We start from the raw sequence: 18869 nt of genomic DNA on the forward strand, positions 1-18869 counted from the left end.
GTGGCTCGTTTTGCCTTGAGCGCGTTCAGCGCGGTGCGACGGAGCCCGCGTTCTCCGACAGGCTGACCAGTGCATGCAGCGTGCGCGTCACGGGCACGGCAATGCCCAGGCGGTCGGCCACCTGCAGCACGGCGCCATGGATGGCGCCCGTCTCGGTGGCACGGCCGGCCAGCAGGTCCTGCAGCATCGAGGGCTGGTGGCCCCGGTGGTGGTCCAGCGCATCGCGCACGGCCGCGCCCACGCGCTCGGCGCTGGCGGCGACGCCATGGGCATGGGCGACGGACAGCACCTCGTCCAGCACGCGCTGCAGCAGGGCCTCGCCCTGCGGATTGGCCAGTCCGTCCACGGTCTGGCGCGTCACGGCGCACACGCCGTTGAAGGCGGCATTGAAGGCCAGCTTTTCCCAGATGGCTTCCTGCACCTGCGGGTCGATGCTGCAATGCATGCCTGCGCGGTTGAGGTCTTCCGCCAGCAGGTCGAAGACCGCGCTGCGCTGGCCATCGCAAGGCATGAAGCGGATACCGCCCTGCCCCATGGAGCTGACCTCGCCCGGCGACATCACGCGCGCAGGCCAGGTGGTCACGCCCACGGCGATGCGCTCGGCCGGCACCCGCTCGCGCAGCACATCGGCGTGGCCTATGCCGTTTTGCAGGCTCAGGAAATGCGTGTCCGGCCCGATGAGATGGGCAATGCCCTGCAGTGCAGCGCGCGTATGGGCCGACTTGGTGAAGACCAGCCACAGCGCGGGCCCCGCCGTGAGCTGCTCGGCCCGCGCCGCATGCACGCGGGCCTGCAGCAGCCCCTCATCGGTGTGGCAGCGCGCGCCATCGCGGTTCAGGGCCTGCAGCAGCTCGTCGTTCACGTCGACCAGGGTCACGTCCAGGCCGATGCGGGCCAGCCGCGCGCCGAACAGGGTGCCCATGGCGCCTGCGCCGAGGATGCCTATGCTTCTTGTGTTTTCCATGGCTTTGTCTCCTGCAGGGGGCTTCGCCTCAGGCGACTTCGACCTCGACCACGATGGGCTTGGGATGGGCCAGCGCGCGGGCCAGCACCTCGGCCAGCTCGGCCGCGTTCTCCACATGCACGCCGTCGCAGCCCTGGCCACGGGCCAGCGCCACGAAGTCGATGTCGGGCAGTTCCGTGCCCTCGACCTTCTCGCCCTCGCGGTAGCCGAAGACATGGGCGAAGTCCTGCAGCGCCGCATAGCGGCGGTTCTTGAGGATCACGAAGCTGATGGGCAGGCGCAGCTGGGCTGCACTCCAGAGGGCCTGGATGGCGTACATGGCCGAGCCGTCGCCGATGACGGCGACCACCTTGGCCTCGGGCTGCGCCAGCGCCACGCCCACGGCGGCCGGCATGCTGTGGCCCAGGCCGCCGCTGCACATGGTGTAGAAGGTGCCCGAATGGAAGATGGGCAGGTAGGTCTGGATGGTGGAGCGCGAGCTGGGCGCCTCTTCCACCACGATGCTGTGGCGGTCACGCACCTGGGCCAGCGTGTGCATGGCAAAGGCCACCGACATGCGCTCGCCTGCGGCGGGCGCGGCCGGCACGGGCGCTGCGGGCCGGGGTGCGGGCGCCTGGCGCGGTGCGGGCGCGGGGCGCTGCAGCAGCTCCTCCACGCCCATGCGCACATTGCCCACGGCGGCCGTGCCCACGGGGGCCCAGGCGGCAATGGCCGGGTCCTCGATCAACTGGTAGAGCGCCGTGCCTTCGGGGATGTGCGGGCCCTCGCCTTCCACGTGGTAGGTGAAGGCGGCCGCGCCCACGGCGAAGACCACGTCATGACCGGACAGCAGTTGCACGATGCGCTCGCGCATGGCGGGCAGGAAGCCGGCGAACAGGGGATGGTCCTCGGGGAAGCTGCAGCGCCCGCTCATGGGGGCCACGAAGACGCGGGCCTGGTGGCGCTCGGCCAGCGCGACCACGGCATCCCAGCCCTGGGCCCGGTCCACGGCCGCGCCCACGACCAGGGCCGGGGCACGCGCCGCATCCAGCGCATCGCCGATAAGGTCCAGCGTGCGCGGATCGGGCCGCGTCTCGAAGCCCACATGGCGCAGCGTGACGGGCTCGGCCGGCTTGTCCCAGTCATCGGCGGGAATGGAGACCAGCACGGGGCCGCGCGGCTCCTGCATGGCGATGTAGTAGGCACGCGCCAGCGCCTGGGGCACGTCTTCGGCGCGTGCGGGCTCGCAGCTCCACTTCACATAGGGCTTGGGCAGCTCGGCGGCCTGGCTGGAGTGCAGGAAGGGGTCGAACTGCAGCAGCGAGCGCGCCTGCTGGCCCGCCGTGATCACCAGGGGCGTGCGGTTCTTGAAGGCCGTGAAGATGTTGGCCATGGCGTGGCCCACGCCCGCGGCCGAGTGCAGGTTCACGAAGCTGGCATTGCGCGTGGCCTGGGCGTGGCCGTCGGCCATGCCCACGACGACGGTTTCCTGCAGGCCCAGCACATAGGAGAAGTCTTCGGGGTAGTCGCGGAACAGCGGCAGCTCGGTCGAGCCCGGGTTGCCGAAGATGCGCGTCATGCCCAGCTCGCGCAGCATGGCGATCACGGCATGGCGCACGGTGTAGGTCGCGGTGCAGGTCGCGGTGGAAGAGGATGCCTCGGCGGGCTGGCTGCGCGGTGTGGTGGGTGCTTGCAAGATGGGGTCTCCTGGGGAATGGGCCGGCCGCCCGGTGCGTGCCGCGCGCTGGCCATGGAAGTCGGTGCCCATGGTGCAGGCGCTTATGATTTCCAGCAATTGAATAAACCATCTAAGAGATATTCACCAAATGGATATCAAGAACCTGGACCTCAACCTGCTGCGCGTCTTCGACGCCGTGTACCGCCACTGCAGCGTCAGCCGCGCGGCCGAGGAGCTGGGCATGTCCCAGCCCGCCGCCAGCCAGGCCGTGACGCGGCTGCGCCTGCTGCTGGGCAATCCGCTGTTCGAGCGCGCGCACGCAGGCGTGCGCCCCACGCCGCGTGCCGAGCGCCTGGCGCTGGCCGTGCGCCAGGCGCTGGAGGTGCTGGAAGTCGCCATGTCCGAGGCCCAGAGCTTCGAGCCACTGCAGGCGCGCCAGCGCTTTCGCATCCACCTGAGCGACATCGGCGAGGCGCGCTTTCTGCCGCCGCTGATGCAGGCGCTGCACCAGCGCGCCCCGCATGTGCAGCTGGAGACCCTGCCCATGCCGCTGGACGGCATCGCCGATGCGCTGGACCGGGGCATGCTGGACATCGCCATCGGCTTTCTGCCGGGTGGCACGCGGACCCGGCAGACCGTGCTGCTGTCCGACCACTACGGCGTGCTGCTGCGCAGCGGCCACCCCGCGCTGGCGCACCTGCCCGAAGACGCGCCACTGGCGCTGGCAACGCTGCGCCAGCTGGATTTCGCGGCCGTGCGCTCGCATTCGGAGACGCTGCGCATCCTGCAGGCGCTGCGGCTCGATGAGCGCATCCGCCTGTCGGCCGCGCATTTCATGGCCGTGCCCTCCATCGTGGGCAAGACCGACCTGGCGGTGATCATGCCGGCCGAGATCGCGGCCGGCTTTGTCGAGCGCGGCGGCTATGCGGTGCGCGATGCCGACCTGCCCGATCACCGCTTCGACGTGTCGCTGCACTGGAGCTGGCGCTTCGAACAGGAACCGGCCAAGCGCTGGCTGCGCGAACTGGTCTGCGAGCTGTTCCAGCAGCCCCGGCACCGCGAGGCCGCCGCGCACTGAAGGGCCGGCCGTCACGGGCATGACTTGCGGGCTGCCAACACTAGAGCGTGTTGTGCACTTTTACGTGCCCGCGAAAGCCGGGAAAGGGGTCCGGAACGAGGCGTAGCACGCGCCGCGGTTGCCACACCGCAAGCGGGCTGCAACGAAGGGCCGAGCCCCTTTCCCGGCTTTCCCTTCGGGTTGGCTCTGCGCGCAGGCGCTCGCGGCGTTGCAGCGCTTGCCAAGGCATGAGCCTTGGCGGCGCACTGCGCCTTGCGATCACCAGCGCGCAGAGCCAACGCGGGTACTTAAAAGTGCATAACACGCTCTAGGCAGCCTGGCCTGCCGACTCAGTTTCGTCTAAGAAACCGGCGCCAGACTGGTCCCTGCGCCGACAAGGGCACGCGGCCGGCCCCGCCGAAGATGGGCACCGGCCTGTTTCATCCACTCTCCAGGAAAGACTCACCATGCAACTCAAGGACAAGGTCGCCTTCATCACCGGCTCGGCCAGCGGCATCGGCAAGGAGATCGCCACGCTGTTCGCCAGCGAGGGCGCGCGCATCGTCATTGCCGACCTCAACAAGGAGGCGGCCGACGCCACGGCGGCCGAACTGCGCGCCACGGGAGCGCAGGCCATGGGCGTGGCCGTGGACGTGACCGACGAGGCCCAGGTCAACGCCTCGGTCGAGGAGGCCGCCCGGGCCTTCGGCGGCATCGACATCCTGGTCAGCAATGCCGGGATACAGATCGTGCATCCGGTGGAGGAATTCAGCTTCGCCGACTGGAAGAAGATGCTGGCCATCCACCTGGACGGCGCCTTCCTCACCACGCGCGCCTGCCTCAGGCACATGTATGCGCAGGGCCGCGGCGGCAGCGTTATCTACATGGGATCGGTGCACTCCAAGGAGGCATCGCTGCTCAAGGCGCCCTATGTCACGGCCAAGCACGGCCTGATCGGGCTGGCCAAGACCGTGGCCAAGGAAGGCGCCAAGCACGGCGTGCGCGCCAATGTGATCTGCCCGGGCTTCGTGCGCACGCCGCTGGTGGACAAGCAGATTCCCGAGCAGGCCCGCACGCTGGGCATCAGCGAGGACGAGGTCATCAAGAACGTGATGCTCAAGGAAACCGTGGACGGCGAGTTCACCACCACCGAGGACGTGGCCCGCGTGGCCCTGCTGTTCGCGGGCTTCCCCAGCAATGCGCTGACCGGCCAGTCGCTGGTGGTCAGCCACGGCTGGTTCATGCAGTAAGTCGCCAGTCGGCCCCTCAATCGGCCTTCAATCGGCCTTCAGGCCCAGCGCACGCGTCACGCCCGCATAGCGGTCGATGTCGGCCGCGATCAGCGCCTGGAATTGGCCCGGTGTCTGCCGCGCCGGGGTGTAGCCCTGGTCGCGCAAGCCAGCGCTGACGGCGGGATCGGCCAGCGCTTGCTCCAGCGTGTCATGCAATGCCTGCACCGTGGCCCGGGGCGTGGCGGCAGGTGCCAGCAGGCCATGCCACTGCTCCACCGCAAAGCCCGGCAGGCCGCGCTCGGCCACCGTGGGAACGCCGGCCAGCTGCGGCAGTCGCTGCGGCGCCGTGACGGCCAGGGCGCGCACGCGGCCTGCAGCGATCATGGCCGCAGCACTGCTGGCCGTGACCATGCCCGCCGCCACCTGGCCTGCCGCCACGGCCGTGATGGCCGGGCCGCAGCCCTTGTAGGGCACATGCTGGACAAATCGCTTCGCGTCGCGGGCCAGCATCTCGCCGGCCAGGTGCTGGGGCGTGCCGTTGCCGCAGGAGGCGAACAGCAGCGGCCGTTCCTGGCGCGCCTGGGCCAGCGCATCCTCCAGCGTCTGCAGCGCGCTGTCCGCAGGCACGACCAGCACCGAGGCGATGGAGCCGGCGTTGAACACCGCCGTGAAGTCCTTGCGCGGGTCGAAGTCCAGGCGTTCGTAGACACCGGGGTTGATGGCGAACGAGCTGTTGGCCATCAGCAAGGTGCTGCCGTCCGCTGCGGCCTGGGCCACGGCATGGGCGCCGATGTTGCCGCTGGCGCCCGGCCGGTTCTCCACTACCACGGGCTGGCCCAGGCGCTGCTGCAGCTGCTCGCCCAGGCGCCGCGCCAGCAGGTCCGTGCCGCCGCCCGGCGGAAACGTCACGACGATGGTGATGGGCCGCTCCAGGCGCGTGCCGGCCTTGCCCGGCGCCGCCAGCCACAGCCCCGATGCGCCCGCCAGCAGCGCGCAGGCCGCCAGCGTCCAGAGTCTCCGTCGCTTCAAGGTACACCCTTCAAAAAACATGGCAACTGCTCCACTGGGCTAGGTGCAAAAAACCGGCGCAGCCCAACTCAGGGACACCGAGCAAGGGCCTGAGCCGGCCGCGCCGCCCCGCAGCCAGGGTGTCGCCGGTTGCCCGGACGCCCCCCTCCCGCGCAGCGAGAGAGGGCGCCGTGCACACGGGGGAAGCCGCGCAGCGGCTCAGGGGGTGCCTCATTTCAGGTGTCGAGGCCGATGTCGAGAACCCGGGCGCTGTGCGTGATCCAGCCCACGGCGATCTGGTCCACGCCGGTCTCGGCCACGGCGCGCGCCGTCTCGGGCGTGATGCGGCCCGAGGCTTCGGTCACCGCGCGCCCGCGCGCCATGGAGACGGCAGTGCGCAGCGTGTCCAGGTCCATGTTGTCCAACAGCACCACTTCCACGCCCAGGGACAGCGCCACCTCCAGCTGCTCCAGCGTGTCCACCTCCAGCTGGATCTGCACCATGTGGCCCACGCCTGCGCGCGCCCGGGCCAGGGCTTCGGCCACGCCGCCGGCCAGCGCGATGTGGTTGTCCTTGATCAGCACGGCATCGTCCAGGCCGAAGCGGTGGTTGCTGCCGCCCCCCACGCGCACCGCGTACTTCTGCAGCGCGCGCAGGCCCGGCATGGTCTTGCGCGTGCAGGTCACGCGTGCGCCCGTGTCGGCGATGGCCCGCGCGATCGATGCCGTGGCCGTGGCCACGCCGCTCAGGTGGCACAGGTAGTTGAGCGCCACGCGCTCGGCGGTGAGGATGGCGCGCGCGCTGCCGTGGATGCGCGCGATCTCCTGGCCGGGCGCCAGTTCGCTGCCATCGCGCAGCACCGGCTCGAAACGCGACTGCGCATCCAGCGCACGGAACGCCAGCCGCGCCATGTCCAGCCCGGCCAGCACGCCCTCCTGGCGCGCCACCAGGCGCAGTGCGGCCTGCGCGTCCGCAGGGACGATGGCATCCGTGGTCAGGTCGCCCGCGCGGCCCAGGTCTTCCAGCAGGGCCGAGCGCACCAGCGGCTCCAGCATCAGGTCGGGCAGCGGCGGCACAGGCAGGCGGGCACTGAGGGCATTGGCAGTATTAATGCTCATTTTGAGTATATGTAGGTCAAAAAAATGTGGCGCGCGGCCTTGCGGGCTTGAGCGAGGAACTTATGCTAGATACGAGCATAAGTGCTGTCAAGCCATTGTCACAATCGGGCAAGTGCCGTGCAGCTCAGGGGGAACCGTCGATGCCCTTGGCCAGCGGCAGCTTGCTGCCGGAGATGGCCCGCTCCAGCAGCACATCGCTGCGAAAGCGGAACAGCTTGGCCGGCCGGCCCGCCGAGCCCACCGTGAGCTGGCCGGTCTCCTCGACCAGATCCTGCTGCTCGATCAGGCGGCGAAAGTTCTGCTTGTGCAGCCCGCGCCCGGCCAGGGCCTCCACCGTCTGCTGCAGCTGCAGCAGCGTGAACTCGGGTGGCATCAGCTCGAACACCACGGGCCGGTACTTGATCTTGGCGCGCAGCCGCGCCATGCCCGTGGCCAGGATGCGGCGGTGGTCGTGGTGCATGGCCTCGCCAGGCAGCATGGCGGCCGCGCCATGGACGCGGTGGGCCGCCTCCTGCACCAGTCCGGCCTCGTACAGCAGCTCGTAGCGCTGCAGCACCATGTCCTCGTTCCAGGGCCCGCCGTCCAGGCCGAAGGCGATGTCCGCGCGCTGGCGCCGCAGCGCACGCTGGGCGCCGCGCGCCTCGGCCATCCAGGCATGCAGGCGCGGAGCGATGTGCGAGCGCAGCAGGGCCGGCTCGCCGCCGCGCCAGTCTTCCCAGGGAAAGTAGCGGTACCAGTCCTGCCAGACGGCCTGCCCCGCGCTGCGGTCGGCAGACTCGCGCGTCAGCCCCAGGTAGCTGACCGAGATCACGCGCGCCCCGCTGGCATCGGTGCGATCGCCATCGGCAAAGGTGTAGAGCTGCTCCATGTAGCCCAGCGGGTGATGGGTCTGCTCCTCCACCCAGGCGCGCAGGCCGGCCTGCAGCGAACGGTGCCCCACCTCGAACGGCCCCGCCGGCAGCAACTGCCCGTCCGCCGTGGTCAGCACGCGCGGCGTGCCCTGGGTCACCGCCGCCAGCACGGCAACGAGTTCGGCATGGATGGGAGAGGCTGCGGGACTGGTGGGGTGGGGCACGAAGGTGAGGGCGGTCGGTTGGCGGGATGGGTGATTATGGTGGGTTGCAGGGGCGGCTTCGAGCCCGGCACAGCAGACCGCCACGGGCCATCGGACGGTGAAATTCAACCTGTTGAGCGCTGGCGTGTTTTTCTATCGCATGACTACCCGCGGCGTTCGAGCTGTCGCAGGTACTTTTCCAGCAGTTCGGCGGTGTGCTCATTCATGCCCGCCTCCCAGCTCGCGCTCGATCTGTTCGATGCTGGGCAGGCTGCTTTGCAGGGTTTCCGGCAAGGCACGGGTGAGCTCGAAACCGGAAACGCCGATGGGCTTGTCCACGCCGCGCAGCGCATACTCGGCCAGCACGTGATTGGGTTTCTGGCACAGGATCAAACCGATGGTGGGTTGGTCGGTTGCGTGTCGCAACCTGTCGTCCACAACGTTGCAGTAGAAGTTCATCTTGCCCGCGTATTCCGGCTTGAAATCGCCCCGCTTGAGGTCGATGACCACGTAGCAACGCAGCTTGAGATGGTAGAACAGCAGGTCTATGTAGAAATCGTCTCCGGCAAGGTCCAGGTGGTATTGGCGCCCCACAAAGGCGAAGCCCTGGCCCAGCTCCAGGAGAAATTTTTCCAGATGGGTGATCAGACCGGTTTCCAACTCACGCTCATGGAAACCTGATTCCAACGTCAGGAAGTCGAACAGGTAAGGGTCCTTGAGCGTTTGCTGTACCAGGTCGGAATCCGGCGGAGGCAGGCGCAAGGCGAAGTTGCTGGCAGCTCTGCCTTGTCGCAGGTGCGCGGCTGTCTCGATCTGCATCAGCAGGACACTGCGGCTCCATCCGTTTTCGATGGCTGCGCACATGTACCAATGGCGTGCGCCCGGCTCCTTGACCTTGGCGATCAGCTCGGCGTGGTGGCCCCACGGCAGGGACAGCAGAACATCAGGAGCAAACACCTGTGCGCCATCTGCCGCCACCCCCGGCGCCAGGCGGCTTTGTGCCACAGCCTGTGGCACTTTTTCGCCGGGGGCAAGTTGTGCCACGGCCTGTGGCACTTTCTCTGTGCTCCCGGCTGTGGCAGCCAGAGAGGGATACTCGCGATAAAAAGCCAGCATGCGCTTGATGTTGCGCTCGGAAAAACCTTTTTCCTCCGGCAGTTCGTTGTGCAGATCCTTGGCCAGCCGAGGGATGACTGCGGCACCCCAGCCTTCCCGTTTCTGGCGCTGGTCGATCAGTGCCCCGATATCCCAATACAGGCGGATCAATTCGGCATTGACCGCCAGCATGGCCCGCGTCTGGGCATGGCGGACACGCTGCTTGATATCGGCCAGCAGCGCCGGATAGTCGGCGGGCAGGTGGGTGCTCATACTGCGCCCCCGCTGGTGGCCCTGAGTGCGGCCGGAGAGAATTCTTCGCGCACCTCGGTCCGTGCGTCACATCCAGCCTTTTCCATAGCCTGCGTGATGAGCTTGGTACAGATATCGCGTTCGCCAAGCGCCTGCTTATCCATAGGACGTGATTCCTTTCTTGCTGGCGTTACCTTGCTCGGGCCTGTCTTTTCACCCTGTCGGGTGACGACGGGTCATCTTACGGCGCTCGCTCCGAAACAGCCTGGGCCTCTGCAGAGCAATCCAGCACGATCGGAAGCTCAATGTCCAGCCCCCCCCCGGAGCATCTGCCTTGCATTCCCGAAGAAGAGTTCGGCACGGATGGGAGGGGCTGCGGAACTGGAGGGTGAAGGCGGTCGGTTGGCGGGATGGATGGCTATGGTGGGTTGAAGGCGCCGGCCTGCCCCCGGTCAGGCGTGCGCGTTCACACGGCCGCCGAGGTGCTGGTCCACCATGGCCTTGGCCTGTCCCAGGCTGCAGCCATGCTCACTCTGGCAGGCCCTGATGGCCGCCATCTTCTGCAGGGGATCGGCGGCAAGGGTGCGCCAGTCGATCTTTGCGGGCTCTGGCACCAGGCCGGGCTGCGTGCTGCCCTCGTCCGATGAACGCACTTCCCAGCGCGCCACGACGGGAAAGGAAAGGTCCACGGCGGGCAGCCTGTCCAGTTCGGCCGCCAGTTCATCCTGTGAAATCAATGAAGCCACCTGGCGAACACGCGCCCGGGGCCCGTCGCGCCAAGGCCTGATCTCCAAGGGACGCCGGCAGAAATCCTGCAGATAGCCTCCCAACTCCTGAGTCATGAAGCGCGTGGTCTGTGCGACATCGGCCCGCAACAATTGCAAAGCCTCCGGCTCCGACAATTCATCCAGCTGATCGCTCAGGTCCGCAAAGGCCTGCAGAAATCCCGCACAGACAAAGTCATCGAAGCAGGCATGGGCAACGCTGCTGGCCTCGTCATCGTGCAACACCAGCGCCACGCCCACGCCATGCGTGTCCAGCGGCGTCAGGCACCAGGCATCGCCGGCGCCCGACTGGGCGAATGGCAAAAAGCGCCTGCCGTTCTGCGCGGAAGGATTGAGCCAGCCCTCGATGATTTCCCGGCTGGCTTCGGCGTCTATCCATTCGAAGTCCTGCCAACTCATGAACAAGGGCGGGTCCTGCAGGCAGCGCTGGCGCCAGGTATCAGCCCAATCCGGGCCATAGTGGGTCTTTCCCGATGCCAGAAATTCCTTCAACAGTGGCGGCAAGGCAATGCCGGTCTGGGTGGAGAGCGTTTCGTAGTCGATCATCGGGTTCATCCCACATCCATATGCAGCCTATGCTCGCCGCAACGCACGCACCGGAAAAGGCAGCCTGAAATCATGCCGTCCGTGGACATGCGCTCCAGCATCCACTGGGCATCCTTTTTGTAGATGCCTTCGATGTCGGGCAGGACTTCAGCGAGGAAAGGCTCGACGGCCTGCCTGTCGGCGTGACCCAGGAAGACACAGGGCTCGTTGCAGTGCGTGAGCCACACGGGCTGCTGCCAGGCCCTGTAGCCGGGCGTGCGCAGCGCTACTTCCAGCAGCAGCTCCCTGGCGATGGCGGGCTCCGGGTCTGCCGGATCAGGCGACACGCCTTCGATATCGGTGTATCCCACAAGTTCGCCGTCGTATGTCTCGCAAGCCTGCCCGCTGGCAATGCACCAGGGACACAGGTAATCGGGGCTTTGCTGACTGTAGAACGGGCCTTCGTACTTGAGGCTGCGGTTTTGTCCGCAGCAGGAACACACACCCTCTTCCTGCTCGAAGACGGTTTCATAGGCACCGGGATGGAATCTGAAATGCGGGCGGTCCATTTCAAGGTCTCTCTTTCCCCAATGGAAAGGCGCCATTGTCCATGGACGTTCGGTGCGTGGGACCGAATCGATCCAGACATGAAAAAACCGCGCACAAGCGCGGTTTCCTGAGGTGGGCGAGAACTGCTTTTCAGCAGTTCTGCCGCGGCATCCGTTGCCTCAGACGTTGAACAGGAAGTTCATCACGTCGCCATCCTTGACGACATATTCCTTGCCTTCGGCGCGCATCTTGCCCGCGTCCTTGGCGCCCTGCTCGCCCTTGAAGGCGATGAAGTCGTCGAAGGCGATGGTCTGGGCGCGGATGAAGCCGCGCTCGAAGTCGCCGTGGATGACGCCTGCGGCCTGGGGGGCGGTGTCGCCGACCTTGATGGTCCAGGCGCGCACTTCCTTGACGCCGGCCGTGAAGTAGGTCTGCAGGCCCAGCAGGCCGAAGCCGGCGCGGATCAGGCGGTTCAGGCCGGGTTCTTCCAGGCCCAGTTCCTGCAGGAACATGTCGCGGTCCTCGTCGCTCATCTCGGCCATTTCAGCCTCGATCTTGGCGCAGATGGCCACGACGGGAGCGCCCTGCGCCTCCGCATAGGCCTTGAGGCTGTCGAGCAGCGGGTTGTTCTCGAAGCCGTCTTCGCTGACGTTGCCCACGAACATGGCGGGCTTGGCGGTGATCAGGCAGAACTGCTTGAGCAGGGGCGCGTCTTCCTTGGAGACGGGAACCGTGCGTGCGGGCTTGCCCTGGTCCAGCGCAGCCTGGATGGGGGTCAGCAGCGCCACCAGCTTGGCCGCTTCCTTGTCGTTGCCCGACTTGGCGGCCTTGCTGTAGCGGTTCAGCGCCTTCTCGACGGTGGCCAGGTCGGCCAGGCACAGCTCGGTCTGGATGACCTCGATGTCGGCGATGGGGTCCACCTTGTTGGCCACGTGGATGACGTTCGGGTCTTCGAAGCAGCGCACCACGTTGACGATGGCGTCGGTCTCGCGGATGTGGGCCAGGAACTGGTTGCCCAGGCCTTCACCCTTGGAGGCGCCGGCCACCAGGCCGGCGATGTCCACGAATTCGACGATGGCCGGGACGATGCGCTCGGGCGTGATGATGTCGGCCAGCTTCTGCAGGCGCGGATCGGGCACTTCCACCACGCCGGTGTTCGGCTCGATGGTGCAGAAGGGATAGTTCTCGGCGGCGATGCCGGCCTTCGTCAGCGCGTTGAAGAGAGTGGACTTGCCCACATTGGGCAGGCCCACGATGCCGCATTTGAGGCTCATGGCAGGGCTTTCTACAGGGATTCTGGGGACAAACCCCGCATTTTAGTCAACCGGGCATTTCCTGTCGTTTCAGGCGAACTGCCAGTCGCCGGCCACGGACTGGCCAACAGCCAGTTCAGCCCCGTCGTGCAGGCCTTCCAGCACGGCATTCATGCCGAAGGTGATGGCACCATCGACACGGTCGTCCTGGCGGTAGGTACGGATGGCATCACCCACGGCGGTGCCCTGCACGGCCGTGACGGGGTCGATGTCGGGAATGGGGCAGCGTGTGCAGGGCTTGGCCATGCGCAGCCGCAGGCCCCGGGCATCGAGCACGTCGAACCCGTCGACCCGGTCCTCGTCGTGGGCCTCGAGGCCCTCGATCACGATGTTCGGTCGGAAGCGGCGGGCATCGACGGCGGGCTGGCCGGCGGCCTGCAGGCGCTGGTTGAGCTCATCCACGGCCGCCTGGCTCAGCACCAGCAGCGGGTAGCCGTCCGCAAAGTGCACGGGCGCGGCCTCGCCGCCTGTCCAGCGCTCGCTGGTGCGGCGCGGCGCGGCCGGGTCGAAACGCACCAGGGCGCAATCCGCGCCCAGGGCCTGGGTCAGCCAGCGCGCTGCCTCCGGCCCCATATCCCAGGCCTGGACCCCATCCGACCAGACGCGCGCCTGGCGCACCGGGCCCGTGGCCTGCAGCGGGATGCGCAGGGGCGGGAGCTGGGGGAAATGCAGGACCAGGTGGCCGGCCTCCAGCTCGGGGCGTATCCAGGCCATGCGCGGATGGTCGCGCTGGGTCAGGAATTCGCCGTTGGCATCGACCACCATCCAATGGCGGTCCCAGGCCAGGCCCGTGGCGCCGACGCCGCTGCTTTGCAGCGCGATGCCCGCGCAGGATTTGACGGGATATACCCACAACTGGGCAATGCGGCCCTGCACGTCTCTTTCTTGGTCAAACATCGGATAGCTCTTTTTGGGGAAATCTGGAGTGTGTATGCCATCCATGGCGCGAATGGCGCCATGCGTTGGGCGGCAATATGCCAGATGGCGACGCAGGCTGCGGCACATCACGCCAAAGCCGGAGTTTGCGCCAGTTGGAATCCCCGGCATGGCCCGGACTCCTACAATGCCGGCCATGGCGCAAACCTTTGATGTATGTATACGCGGGGCCGGCATCGCAGGCCGGACCCTGGCTCTCCTGCTGGCCCGGGAACGGCTGCGCGTGGCCCTGGTGGTGGCCGCTCCCACCGGCAACGCGCCCGATGTGCGCGCCTACGCGCTCAATGCCAGCGCACGCGGCCTGCTGGACAGCCTGCGCTGCTGGCCGGACGACGAGCACGCCACGCCCGTGACGCAGATGGAAGTCTTTGGCGACCTGGACGGCCATGTGCTGTTCGACGCTGCCCGCCAGGACGTCGACGCCCTGACCTGGATCGTCGATGTGCCCGCGCTGGAGCAGCGCCTGGCCGAGGCCGTGCGCTACCAGCCCATGGTCGAGGTGGTGCACCAGCCCGTGGCCGCGCCGCTGACGGCCATCTGCGAAGGCCGTGCCAGCCGCACGCGCAGCGAGTTCGGCGTGGACTTCGCCGTCACGCCCTATGCACAGCACGCCATCGCCACCCGGCTGCACTGCGAGCTGCCGCACGGCCAGGTGGCGCGCCAGTGGTTCACGCCCGAAGGCATCCTGGCCCTGCTTCCGCTGGAAGGCCCCCAAGGCCACAGCGTGGCCGTGGTCTGGTCCATCGCCCGCGAGCTGGCCGATGGCTGGCTGGCCGCCGACACGCAGGATTTCACGGCGCGGCTGGAAGCCATCAGCCAGGGCGCACTGGGCCGGCTGGAGCTGAGTGCACCGCGCATGGCCTGGCCGCTGCAGCAGGCCGTGGCCGACCACTGGTGCGGCTCCATGCCTGACGGCGATGCACGTTCGGCCCGCAGCTGGGTGCTGGTGGGCGACGCGGCCCACAACGTGCACCCGCTGGCAGGCCAGGGCCTGAACCTGGGCCTGGGCGATGTGCAGGCCCTGGCCCGCGTGCTGCAGGAGCGCGGCTACTGGCGCAGCACGGGCGATCTGCGCCTGTTGCGCCGCTACGAACGCGAGCGCAAGGCCGCGCTGGCGCCCATGGGCCTGGCCATGGACGGGCTGCAGCAGCTGTTCAGCCGACCGGAGGTGCCGGTGCAGATGCTGCGCAACTGGGGCATGAAGGGCTTCGAGCGCTTCGGCCCGCTCAAGGACTGGATGGCACGCCAGGCCATGGGCCTGGACCCGCGCAGCGGCGCCTGAGCCCGGCATGCAGGAATGCTTGCCGTTGAACCCTTTGCCGATTTGCGACTCGTACCCGTGCTCCGTGGCGCCCTGCGCTGCGCACTCCCCCTCAACCACGGCGCGGCCGGCCTGAACGCGGCCCCGCCCACCTCCGCATTGCCATGAAACTCTTCGCCTGCCTGCTGACGGCTGCCAGCCTGACCTGGAGCCTCGGTGTTCACGCCCAGGACGCCAACCTGCGCAAGACGCTGACCGAGCGCATTCCCCAGCTGGAAAAGATCGACGAAATCCGCCCCACGCCCATGTCCGGCCTGTTCGAGGTGCGCATCGGCACGGATCTGTTCTACACGGACGCCAAGGGCAACTACCTGATCCAGGGCGAGCTGATCGACACCAAGGCACGCCGCAACCTCACCGAAGACCGCATGAACCAGCTGACGGCGGTGGACTTCAAGCAGTTGCCGCTCAAGGACGCCGTGACCATCGTCCACGGCAAGGGCGAACGCAAGATGGCCGTGTTCGAGGACCCCAACTGCGGCTACTGCAAGCGCTTCGAACGCGACCTGCAGAACGTGGACAACGTCACCATCTACCTGTTCCTGTACCCCATCCTGAGCCCCGATTCGGCCGAGAAATCGCGCAACATCTGGTGCGCCAAGGACCAGGCCGGTGCATGGGCCGACCACATGCTGCGCGACAAGGTGCCGGCCGCTGCCCAATGCGACACCTCGGCCGTGCAGCGCAACCTGGCCTTCGGCCGCAAGTACAAGATCACGGGAACGCCCACCGTCATCTTCACCAACAACACCCGAGTGCCTGGCGCCATCAGCGCCCAGGAAGTCGAGAAGAACCTGGCCGCAGCCGCGCGCTGATCGCCACCTCGCGGGCCCGATGCCGGGCCCGCCCCTCTGATTCCCCTTGGCCGGAGCTTCCCGGCTCCAGCCCGCCGCAGCGGGCCCGGGCAGCCTCCAGGCCACCCCTGCAGGAGCCCGAATGACCTCTCCCCTCGCCGCCACCGCCGCTGCCACTGCCGCAGCGGACATCCACTACCGCGTGCAGGCCCTTGATGTGGACGCGCACCTGTTCAGCGTGCAGCTGCACATCGCCCGCCCGGCCGCCGGCCAGACCCTGTCCCTGCCGGTCTGGATTCCCGGCAGCTATCTGGTGCGGGAGTTCTCCAAGAACCTCCAGGACCTGTCTGCCGAGCAGGACGGCCGCCCCGTCGCGCTGGCCCAGCAGGGAAAGAACCTCTGGCAGGCCGATTGCGACGCCAACACGCCCCTGGTGCTCAGCTACCAGTTCTGCGCCTATGACAGCTCGGTGCGCACGGCCTGGCTGGACCGCCGCCGCGGCTTTTTCAACGGCACCAGCCTGTGCCTGCGCGTGCACGGCCAGGAAGACACGCCGCATACGCTGCAGCTGCTTGCATCGGACGCCACGGCATCGTGGCAGGTGGCCACCGGCCTGGACGCCGTGGACGCCGATGCGCGCGGCTGGGGCCTGTACCGCGCTGCCCACTACGACGAACTGGTGGACTGCCCCGTGGAGATGGGCAGCTTCTGGCGTGGCGACTTCGTGGCCGCGGGCGTGCCCCACAGCTTCGTCGTTGCGGGCGCCGCGCCCAGCTTCGACGGCGCGCGCCTGGTTGCCGATGCACGCAGGATCTGCGAGACCGTGCTGGCCTTCTGGCACGGTACGGGCGAGCAGGCCACGCCCGCGCCCATGCAGCGCTATGTGTTCATGCTCAACGTGGTCGATGACGGCTATGGGGGCCTGGAGCACCGCAACTCCACGGCCCTGATCTGCGGCCGGCGCGACCTGCCGCGCGTGGGCGAGCGCAAGGCCGCCGAGGGCTACACCACCTTGCTGGGCCTGATCAGCCACGAGTACTTCCACACCTGGAACGTCAAGCGCCTGCGCCCCGCAGAATTCGCACGCTACGACTACGGGCAGGAGAACTACACCGAGCTGCTGTGGTTCTTCGAAGGCTTCACCAGCTACTACGACGACCTGCTGCTGCGCCGCGCCGGCCTGATCGACAACGCCCAGTACCTCAAGCTGGTCACGCGCACCATCAACCAGGTGCTGCAGACACCGGGCCGCCGCCTGCAGTCCGTGGCCCAGGCCAGCTATGACGCCTGGGTCAAGTACTACCGCCAGGACGAGAACACGCCCAACCAGACCGTCAGCTACTACACCAAGGGCTGCCTGGTCGCGCTGGCCCTGGACCTGCAACTGCGCCGCGAAGGCCGCAGCACGCTGGACGACGTGATGCGCGCGCTGTGGCAGCGCTGCCAGGGCGGCCCCATGCGCGAGGCCGATGTGCTGGCCGTGCTGCAGGAGCTGGGCGGGCGCAGCTTCGCCCCCGAGATCACGCAATGGGTGCACGGCACCGACGACCTGCCGCTGGCCGAGCTGCTGGCCGCCCAGGGCGTGCAGGCCAAGGTCGAACCGGCGCAGACTGCCCAGCGGCTGGGCCTGCGCGTACAGGAAAGCCAGGGCATCACCGTCAAGACCGTGCTGCGCGGCAGCCTGGCCGAGCGCGCAGGCTTCATGGCCGGCGACGAATGGCTGGCCATCGAGCTGCCCACCGGGGCCGAGGATGCACAGCCCGCACGCTGGCGCATCACCCGCCTGGACGATGTGGCGCTGTACGCAGGCACGGCGCTGGAGATCGTGGCCTGGGTGGCCCGCGACCGCCAGATCCTGGCCTTCACCCTGCCCTGGGGCTCGGCCCTGCTGAGCGAGGCCGCCATGGTCGAGAAAACGGACAACGGCGATGCAAAAGCTGCCATCTCCAGCGCTCCACAGCTCCCGTCTCCCAGCAACCTCGCCCTGGAAATCACCGACGAAGAGGCCGTGGGACGCTGGCTAGGCGGCCGCGCCGACAGCCCGCAGGCTCCCGGCACGCCGTGAAACGCGGCGCAGGCGCGCACATGCACACACGCGCACCCGCGCCCCTGGCCGGTTATTCTTGAGCATCACGACGACAACCCCAGCAGGAGACTCCCTTGGCCTACGAAATGATTGAAGTTCGCGTCGAAGCCGACAAGGTCGGCATCATCACGCTCAACCGCCCCAAGCAGCTCAACGCGCTCAACGACCAGCTCATGAACGAGCTGGGCCAGGCCCTGCAGGCCTTCGAAGCCGACGAGGCCATCGGCTGCATGATCATCACCGGCAGCGAGAAAGCCTTTGCAGCCGGCGCCGATATCGGCGCCATGGCCAAGTACAGCTTTGCCGACGCCTACAAGGGCGACTACATCACGCGCAACTGGGAGACCATCCGCAGCATCCGCAAGCCCGTGATCGCCGCCGTCAGCGGCTTTGCCCTGGGCGGCGGCTGCGAGCTGGCGATGATGTGCGACTTCATCATCGCCGCCGACAACGCGAAGTTCGGCCAGCCGGAAATCAAGCTGGGCGTCATCCCCGGCGCCGGCGGCACGCAGCGCCTGCCACGTGCCGTGGGCAAGTCCAAGGCCATGGACATGGCCCTCACGGCCCGCATGATGGACGCCACCGAGGCCGAGCGCGCCGGTCTGGTCAGCCGCGTCGTGCCCTTCGACAAGCTCATGGACGAAGCCCTGGGCGCTGCCATCATCATCAGCGGCTTCTCGCAGATCGCCGTCATGGCGGCCAAGGAATCGGTGAACCGCGCCTTCGAGGGCTCGCTGGCTGACGGCGTCATGTTCGAGCGCCGCCTGTTCCACGCGCTGTTCGCCACGCAGGACCAGAAGGAAGGCATGGACGCCTTCGTCAACAAGCGCCCCGCAAACTTCAAACATCTCTGAACCTGCTGAAAGACACGCTACAATGCGCGTCTTCCGGCAAGGCACTGCAGGCCTCTCGCAAAGAAATTTCGAGAAATTTGCACAACTTCCCGGATCGACCAAAAATTCTGCATATAATTTAGGTCTTACGGCGCTTTAGCTCAGTCGGTTAGAGCGATGGAATCATAATCCACAGGTCCGCGGTTCGAGTCCGTGAAGCGCCACCAAACAAAGAAAAGGGTCTACGTGCAAGCGTAGACCCTTTTTTCTTGCCCGACGAACAGAGCGCG

Annotated in this window: 16 protein-coding genes and 1 tRNA gene; 7 read left to right on the forward strand and 10 right to left on the reverse strand. The window is 67.5% G+C overall.

Annotation, left to right across the window (positions count from 1 at the left end):
- Positions 1-25: 25 nt before the first annotated feature.
- Both ACRSCF_RS25445 and mdlC read right to left on the reverse strand, forming a co-directional pair.
- Complete coding sequence (locus ACRSCF_RS25445; protein ID WP_034364256.1) at positions 26-964, reverse strand: ketopantoate reductase family protein; 939 nt, start codon at positions 962-964, stop codon at positions 26-28.
- Between the two features lie 28 nt (positions 965-992).
- The gene (gene mdlC / locus ACRSCF_RS25450; RefSeq protein ID WP_223275118.1) at positions 993-2639 is read right to left on the reverse strand and encodes a benzoylformate decarboxylase; all 1647 of its coding nucleotides are present in this window, start codon (positions 2637-2639) and stop codon (positions 993-995) included.
- A 130-nt stretch (positions 2640-2769) separates the two neighbouring features.
- On the opposite strand from mdlC, the gene ACRSCF_RS25455 reads away from it, so the two are divergent.
- Both ACRSCF_RS25455 and ACRSCF_RS25460 read left to right on the forward strand, forming a co-directional pair.
- The gene (locus tag ACRSCF_RS25455; protein ID WP_034364254.1) at positions 2770-3699 is read left to right on the forward strand and encodes a LysR family transcriptional regulator; all 930 of its coding nucleotides are present in this window, start codon (positions 2770-2772) and stop codon (positions 3697-3699) included.
- A gap of 446 nt (positions 3700-4145) precedes the next feature.
- A complete protein-coding gene (locus ACRSCF_RS25460) occupies positions 4146-4928 on the forward strand; it encodes a 3-hydroxybutyrate dehydrogenase (protein WP_016453173.1) in 783 nt (260 codons plus the stop codon).
- 27 nt (positions 4929-4955) lie between these two features.
- Here the strand turns inward: ACRSCF_RS25460 and ACRSCF_RS25465 are convergent, their stop codons facing one another.
- The 8 genes from ACRSCF_RS25465 to ACRSCF_RS25500 form a co-directional block, all read right to left on the reverse strand.
- Positions 4956-5960, reverse strand: a complete 1005-nt coding sequence (locus ACRSCF_RS25465) for a tripartite tricarboxylate transporter substrate-binding protein (protein ID WP_034364253.1) — start codon at positions 5958-5960, stop codon at positions 4956-4958.
- Between the two features lie 194 nt (positions 5961-6154).
- Positions 6155-7036 carry a carboxylating nicotinate-nucleotide diphosphorylase gene (gene nadC, locus ACRSCF_RS25470; RefSeq protein WP_244387426.1) on the reverse strand — a complete coding sequence of 294 codons (882 nt, stop codon included), beginning with the start codon at positions 7034-7036 and terminating at the stop codon, positions 6155-6157.
- 124 nt (positions 7037-7160) lie between these two features.
- Entirely contained in the window at positions 7161-8111 is a 951-nt protein-coding gene (locus ACRSCF_RS25475) for an NUDIX hydrolase (protein WP_013804059.1), read from the reverse strand.
- A 198-nt stretch (positions 8112-8309) separates the two neighbouring features.
- Positions 8310-9458 (reverse strand): PDDEXK nuclease domain-containing protein, encoded by a 1149-nt coding sequence (locus ACRSCF_RS25480; RefSeq protein ID WP_034364251.1) that lies wholly within the window; start codon positions 9456-9458, stop codon positions 8310-8312.
- A 431-nt stretch (positions 9459-9889) separates the two neighbouring features.
- The gene (locus ACRSCF_RS25485) at positions 9890-10777 is read right to left on the reverse strand and encodes an SMI1/KNR4 family protein (protein WP_158528230.1); all 888 of its coding nucleotides are present in this window, start codon (positions 10775-10777) and stop codon (positions 9890-9892) included.
- On the reverse strand, positions 10774-11316 hold the full coding sequence (locus ACRSCF_RS25490) for a CbrC family protein (protein WP_034364247.1): 543 nt from the start codon (positions 11314-11316) through the stop codon (positions 10774-10776). The genes ACRSCF_RS25485 and ACRSCF_RS25490 overlap by 4 nt, the downstream gene beginning before the upstream one ends.
- Positions 11317-11475: 159 nt before the next feature.
- Positions 11476-12570: a redox-regulated ATPase YchF gene (gene ychF, locus ACRSCF_RS25495; RefSeq protein WP_016447967.1), complete on the reverse strand. Its 1095-nt coding sequence runs from the start codon at positions 12568-12570 to the stop codon at positions 11476-11478.
- 69 nt (positions 12571-12639) lie between these two features.
- Positions 12640-13506, reverse strand: a complete 867-nt coding sequence (locus ACRSCF_RS25500) for an MOSC domain-containing protein (RefSeq protein WP_034399449.1) — start codon at positions 13504-13506, stop codon at positions 12640-12642.
- Positions 13507-13681: 175 nt separating this feature from the next.
- Between ACRSCF_RS25500 and ACRSCF_RS25505 the strand changes: the two genes are divergently transcribed.
- From ACRSCF_RS25505 to ACRSCF_RS25525, 5 genes are all read left to right on the forward strand, one after another.
- The gene (locus ACRSCF_RS25505; protein ID WP_026062153.1) at positions 13682-14827 is read left to right on the forward strand and encodes an FAD-dependent monooxygenase; all 1146 of its coding nucleotides are present in this window, start codon (positions 13682-13684) and stop codon (positions 14825-14827) included.
- 143 nt (positions 14828-14970) lie between these two features.
- Entirely contained in the window at positions 14971-15681 is a 711-nt protein-coding gene (locus ACRSCF_RS25510; protein WP_034364245.1) for a DsbC family protein, read from the forward strand.
- 121 nt (positions 15682-15802) lie between these two features.
- Positions 15803-17725 carry a M61 family metallopeptidase gene (locus tag ACRSCF_RS25515; protein WP_244387429.1) on the forward strand — a complete coding sequence of 641 codons (1923 nt, stop codon included), beginning with the start codon at positions 15803-15805 and terminating at the stop codon, positions 17723-17725.
- A gap of 95 nt (positions 17726-17820) precedes the next feature.
- Positions 17821-18600, forward strand: a complete 780-nt coding sequence (locus tag ACRSCF_RS25520) for an enoyl-CoA hydratase (RefSeq protein WP_034364243.1) — start codon at positions 17821-17823, stop codon at positions 18598-18600.
- Positions 18601-18729: 129 nt separating this feature from the next.
- Positions 18730-18806 (forward strand) — tRNA-Met (locus ACRSCF_RS25525).
- Positions 18807-18869: the final 63 nt, after the last annotated feature.

Source organism: Delftia sp. 11MD (assembly GCF_050907895.1).
Classification (GTDB): Bacteria; Pseudomonadota; Gammaproteobacteria; order Burkholderiales; family Burkholderiaceae_C; genus Comamonas; species Comamonas tsuruhatensis.

Excerpts from the sequence above, each read along its gene's own strand:
- ACRSCF_RS25515 (WP_244387429.1), top strand. The coding sequence starts at position 15,803 with ATGACCTCTCCCCTCGCCGCCACCGCCGCTGCCACTGCCGCAGCGGAC.
- ychF (WP_016447967.1), bottom strand. The coding sequence starts at position 12,570 with ATGAGCCTCAAATGCGGCATCGTGGGCCTGCCCAATGTGGGCAAGTCC.
- ACRSCF_RS25460 (WP_016453173.1), top strand. The coding sequence starts at position 4,146 with ATGCAACTCAAGGACAAGGTCGCCTTCATCACCGGCTCGGCCAGCGGC.
- ACRSCF_RS25490 (WP_034364247.1), bottom strand. The coding sequence starts at position 11,316 with ATGGACCGCCCGCATTTCAGATTCCATCCCGGTGCCTATGAAACCGTC.
- ACRSCF_RS25510 (WP_034364245.1), top strand. The coding sequence starts at position 14,971 with ATGAAACTCTTCGCCTGCCTGCTGACGGCTGCCAGCCTGACCTGGAGC.
- ACRSCF_RS25505 (WP_026062153.1), top strand. The coding sequence starts at position 13,682 with ATGGCGCAAACCTTTGATGTATGTATACGCGGGGCCGGCATCGCAGGC.
- ACRSCF_RS25445 (WP_034364256.1), bottom strand. The coding sequence starts at position 964 with ATGGAAAACACAAGAAGCATAGGCATCCTCGGCGCAGGCGCCATGGGC.
- ACRSCF_RS25455 (WP_034364254.1), top strand. The coding sequence starts at position 2,770 with ATGGATATCAAGAACCTGGACCTCAACCTGCTGCGCGTCTTCGACGCC.
- ACRSCF_RS25465 (WP_034364253.1), bottom strand. The coding sequence starts at position 5,960 with ATGTTTTTTGAAGGGTGTACCTTGAAGCGACGGAGACTCTGGACGCTG.
- nadC (WP_244387426.1), bottom strand. The coding sequence starts at position 7,036 with ATGAGCATTAATACTGCCAATGCCCTCAGTGCCCGCCTGCCTGTGCCG.
- ACRSCF_RS25485 (WP_158528230.1), bottom strand. The coding sequence starts at position 10,777 with ATGAACCCGATGATCGACTACGAAACGCTCTCCACCCAGACCGGCATT.
- ACRSCF_RS25480 (WP_034364251.1), bottom strand. The coding sequence starts at position 9,458 with ATGAGCACCCACCTGCCCGCCGACTATCCGGCGCTGCTGGCCGATATC.
- ACRSCF_RS25500 (WP_034399449.1), bottom strand. The coding sequence starts at position 13,506 with ATGTTTGACCAAGAAAGAGACGTGCAGGGCCGCATTGCCCAGTTGTGG.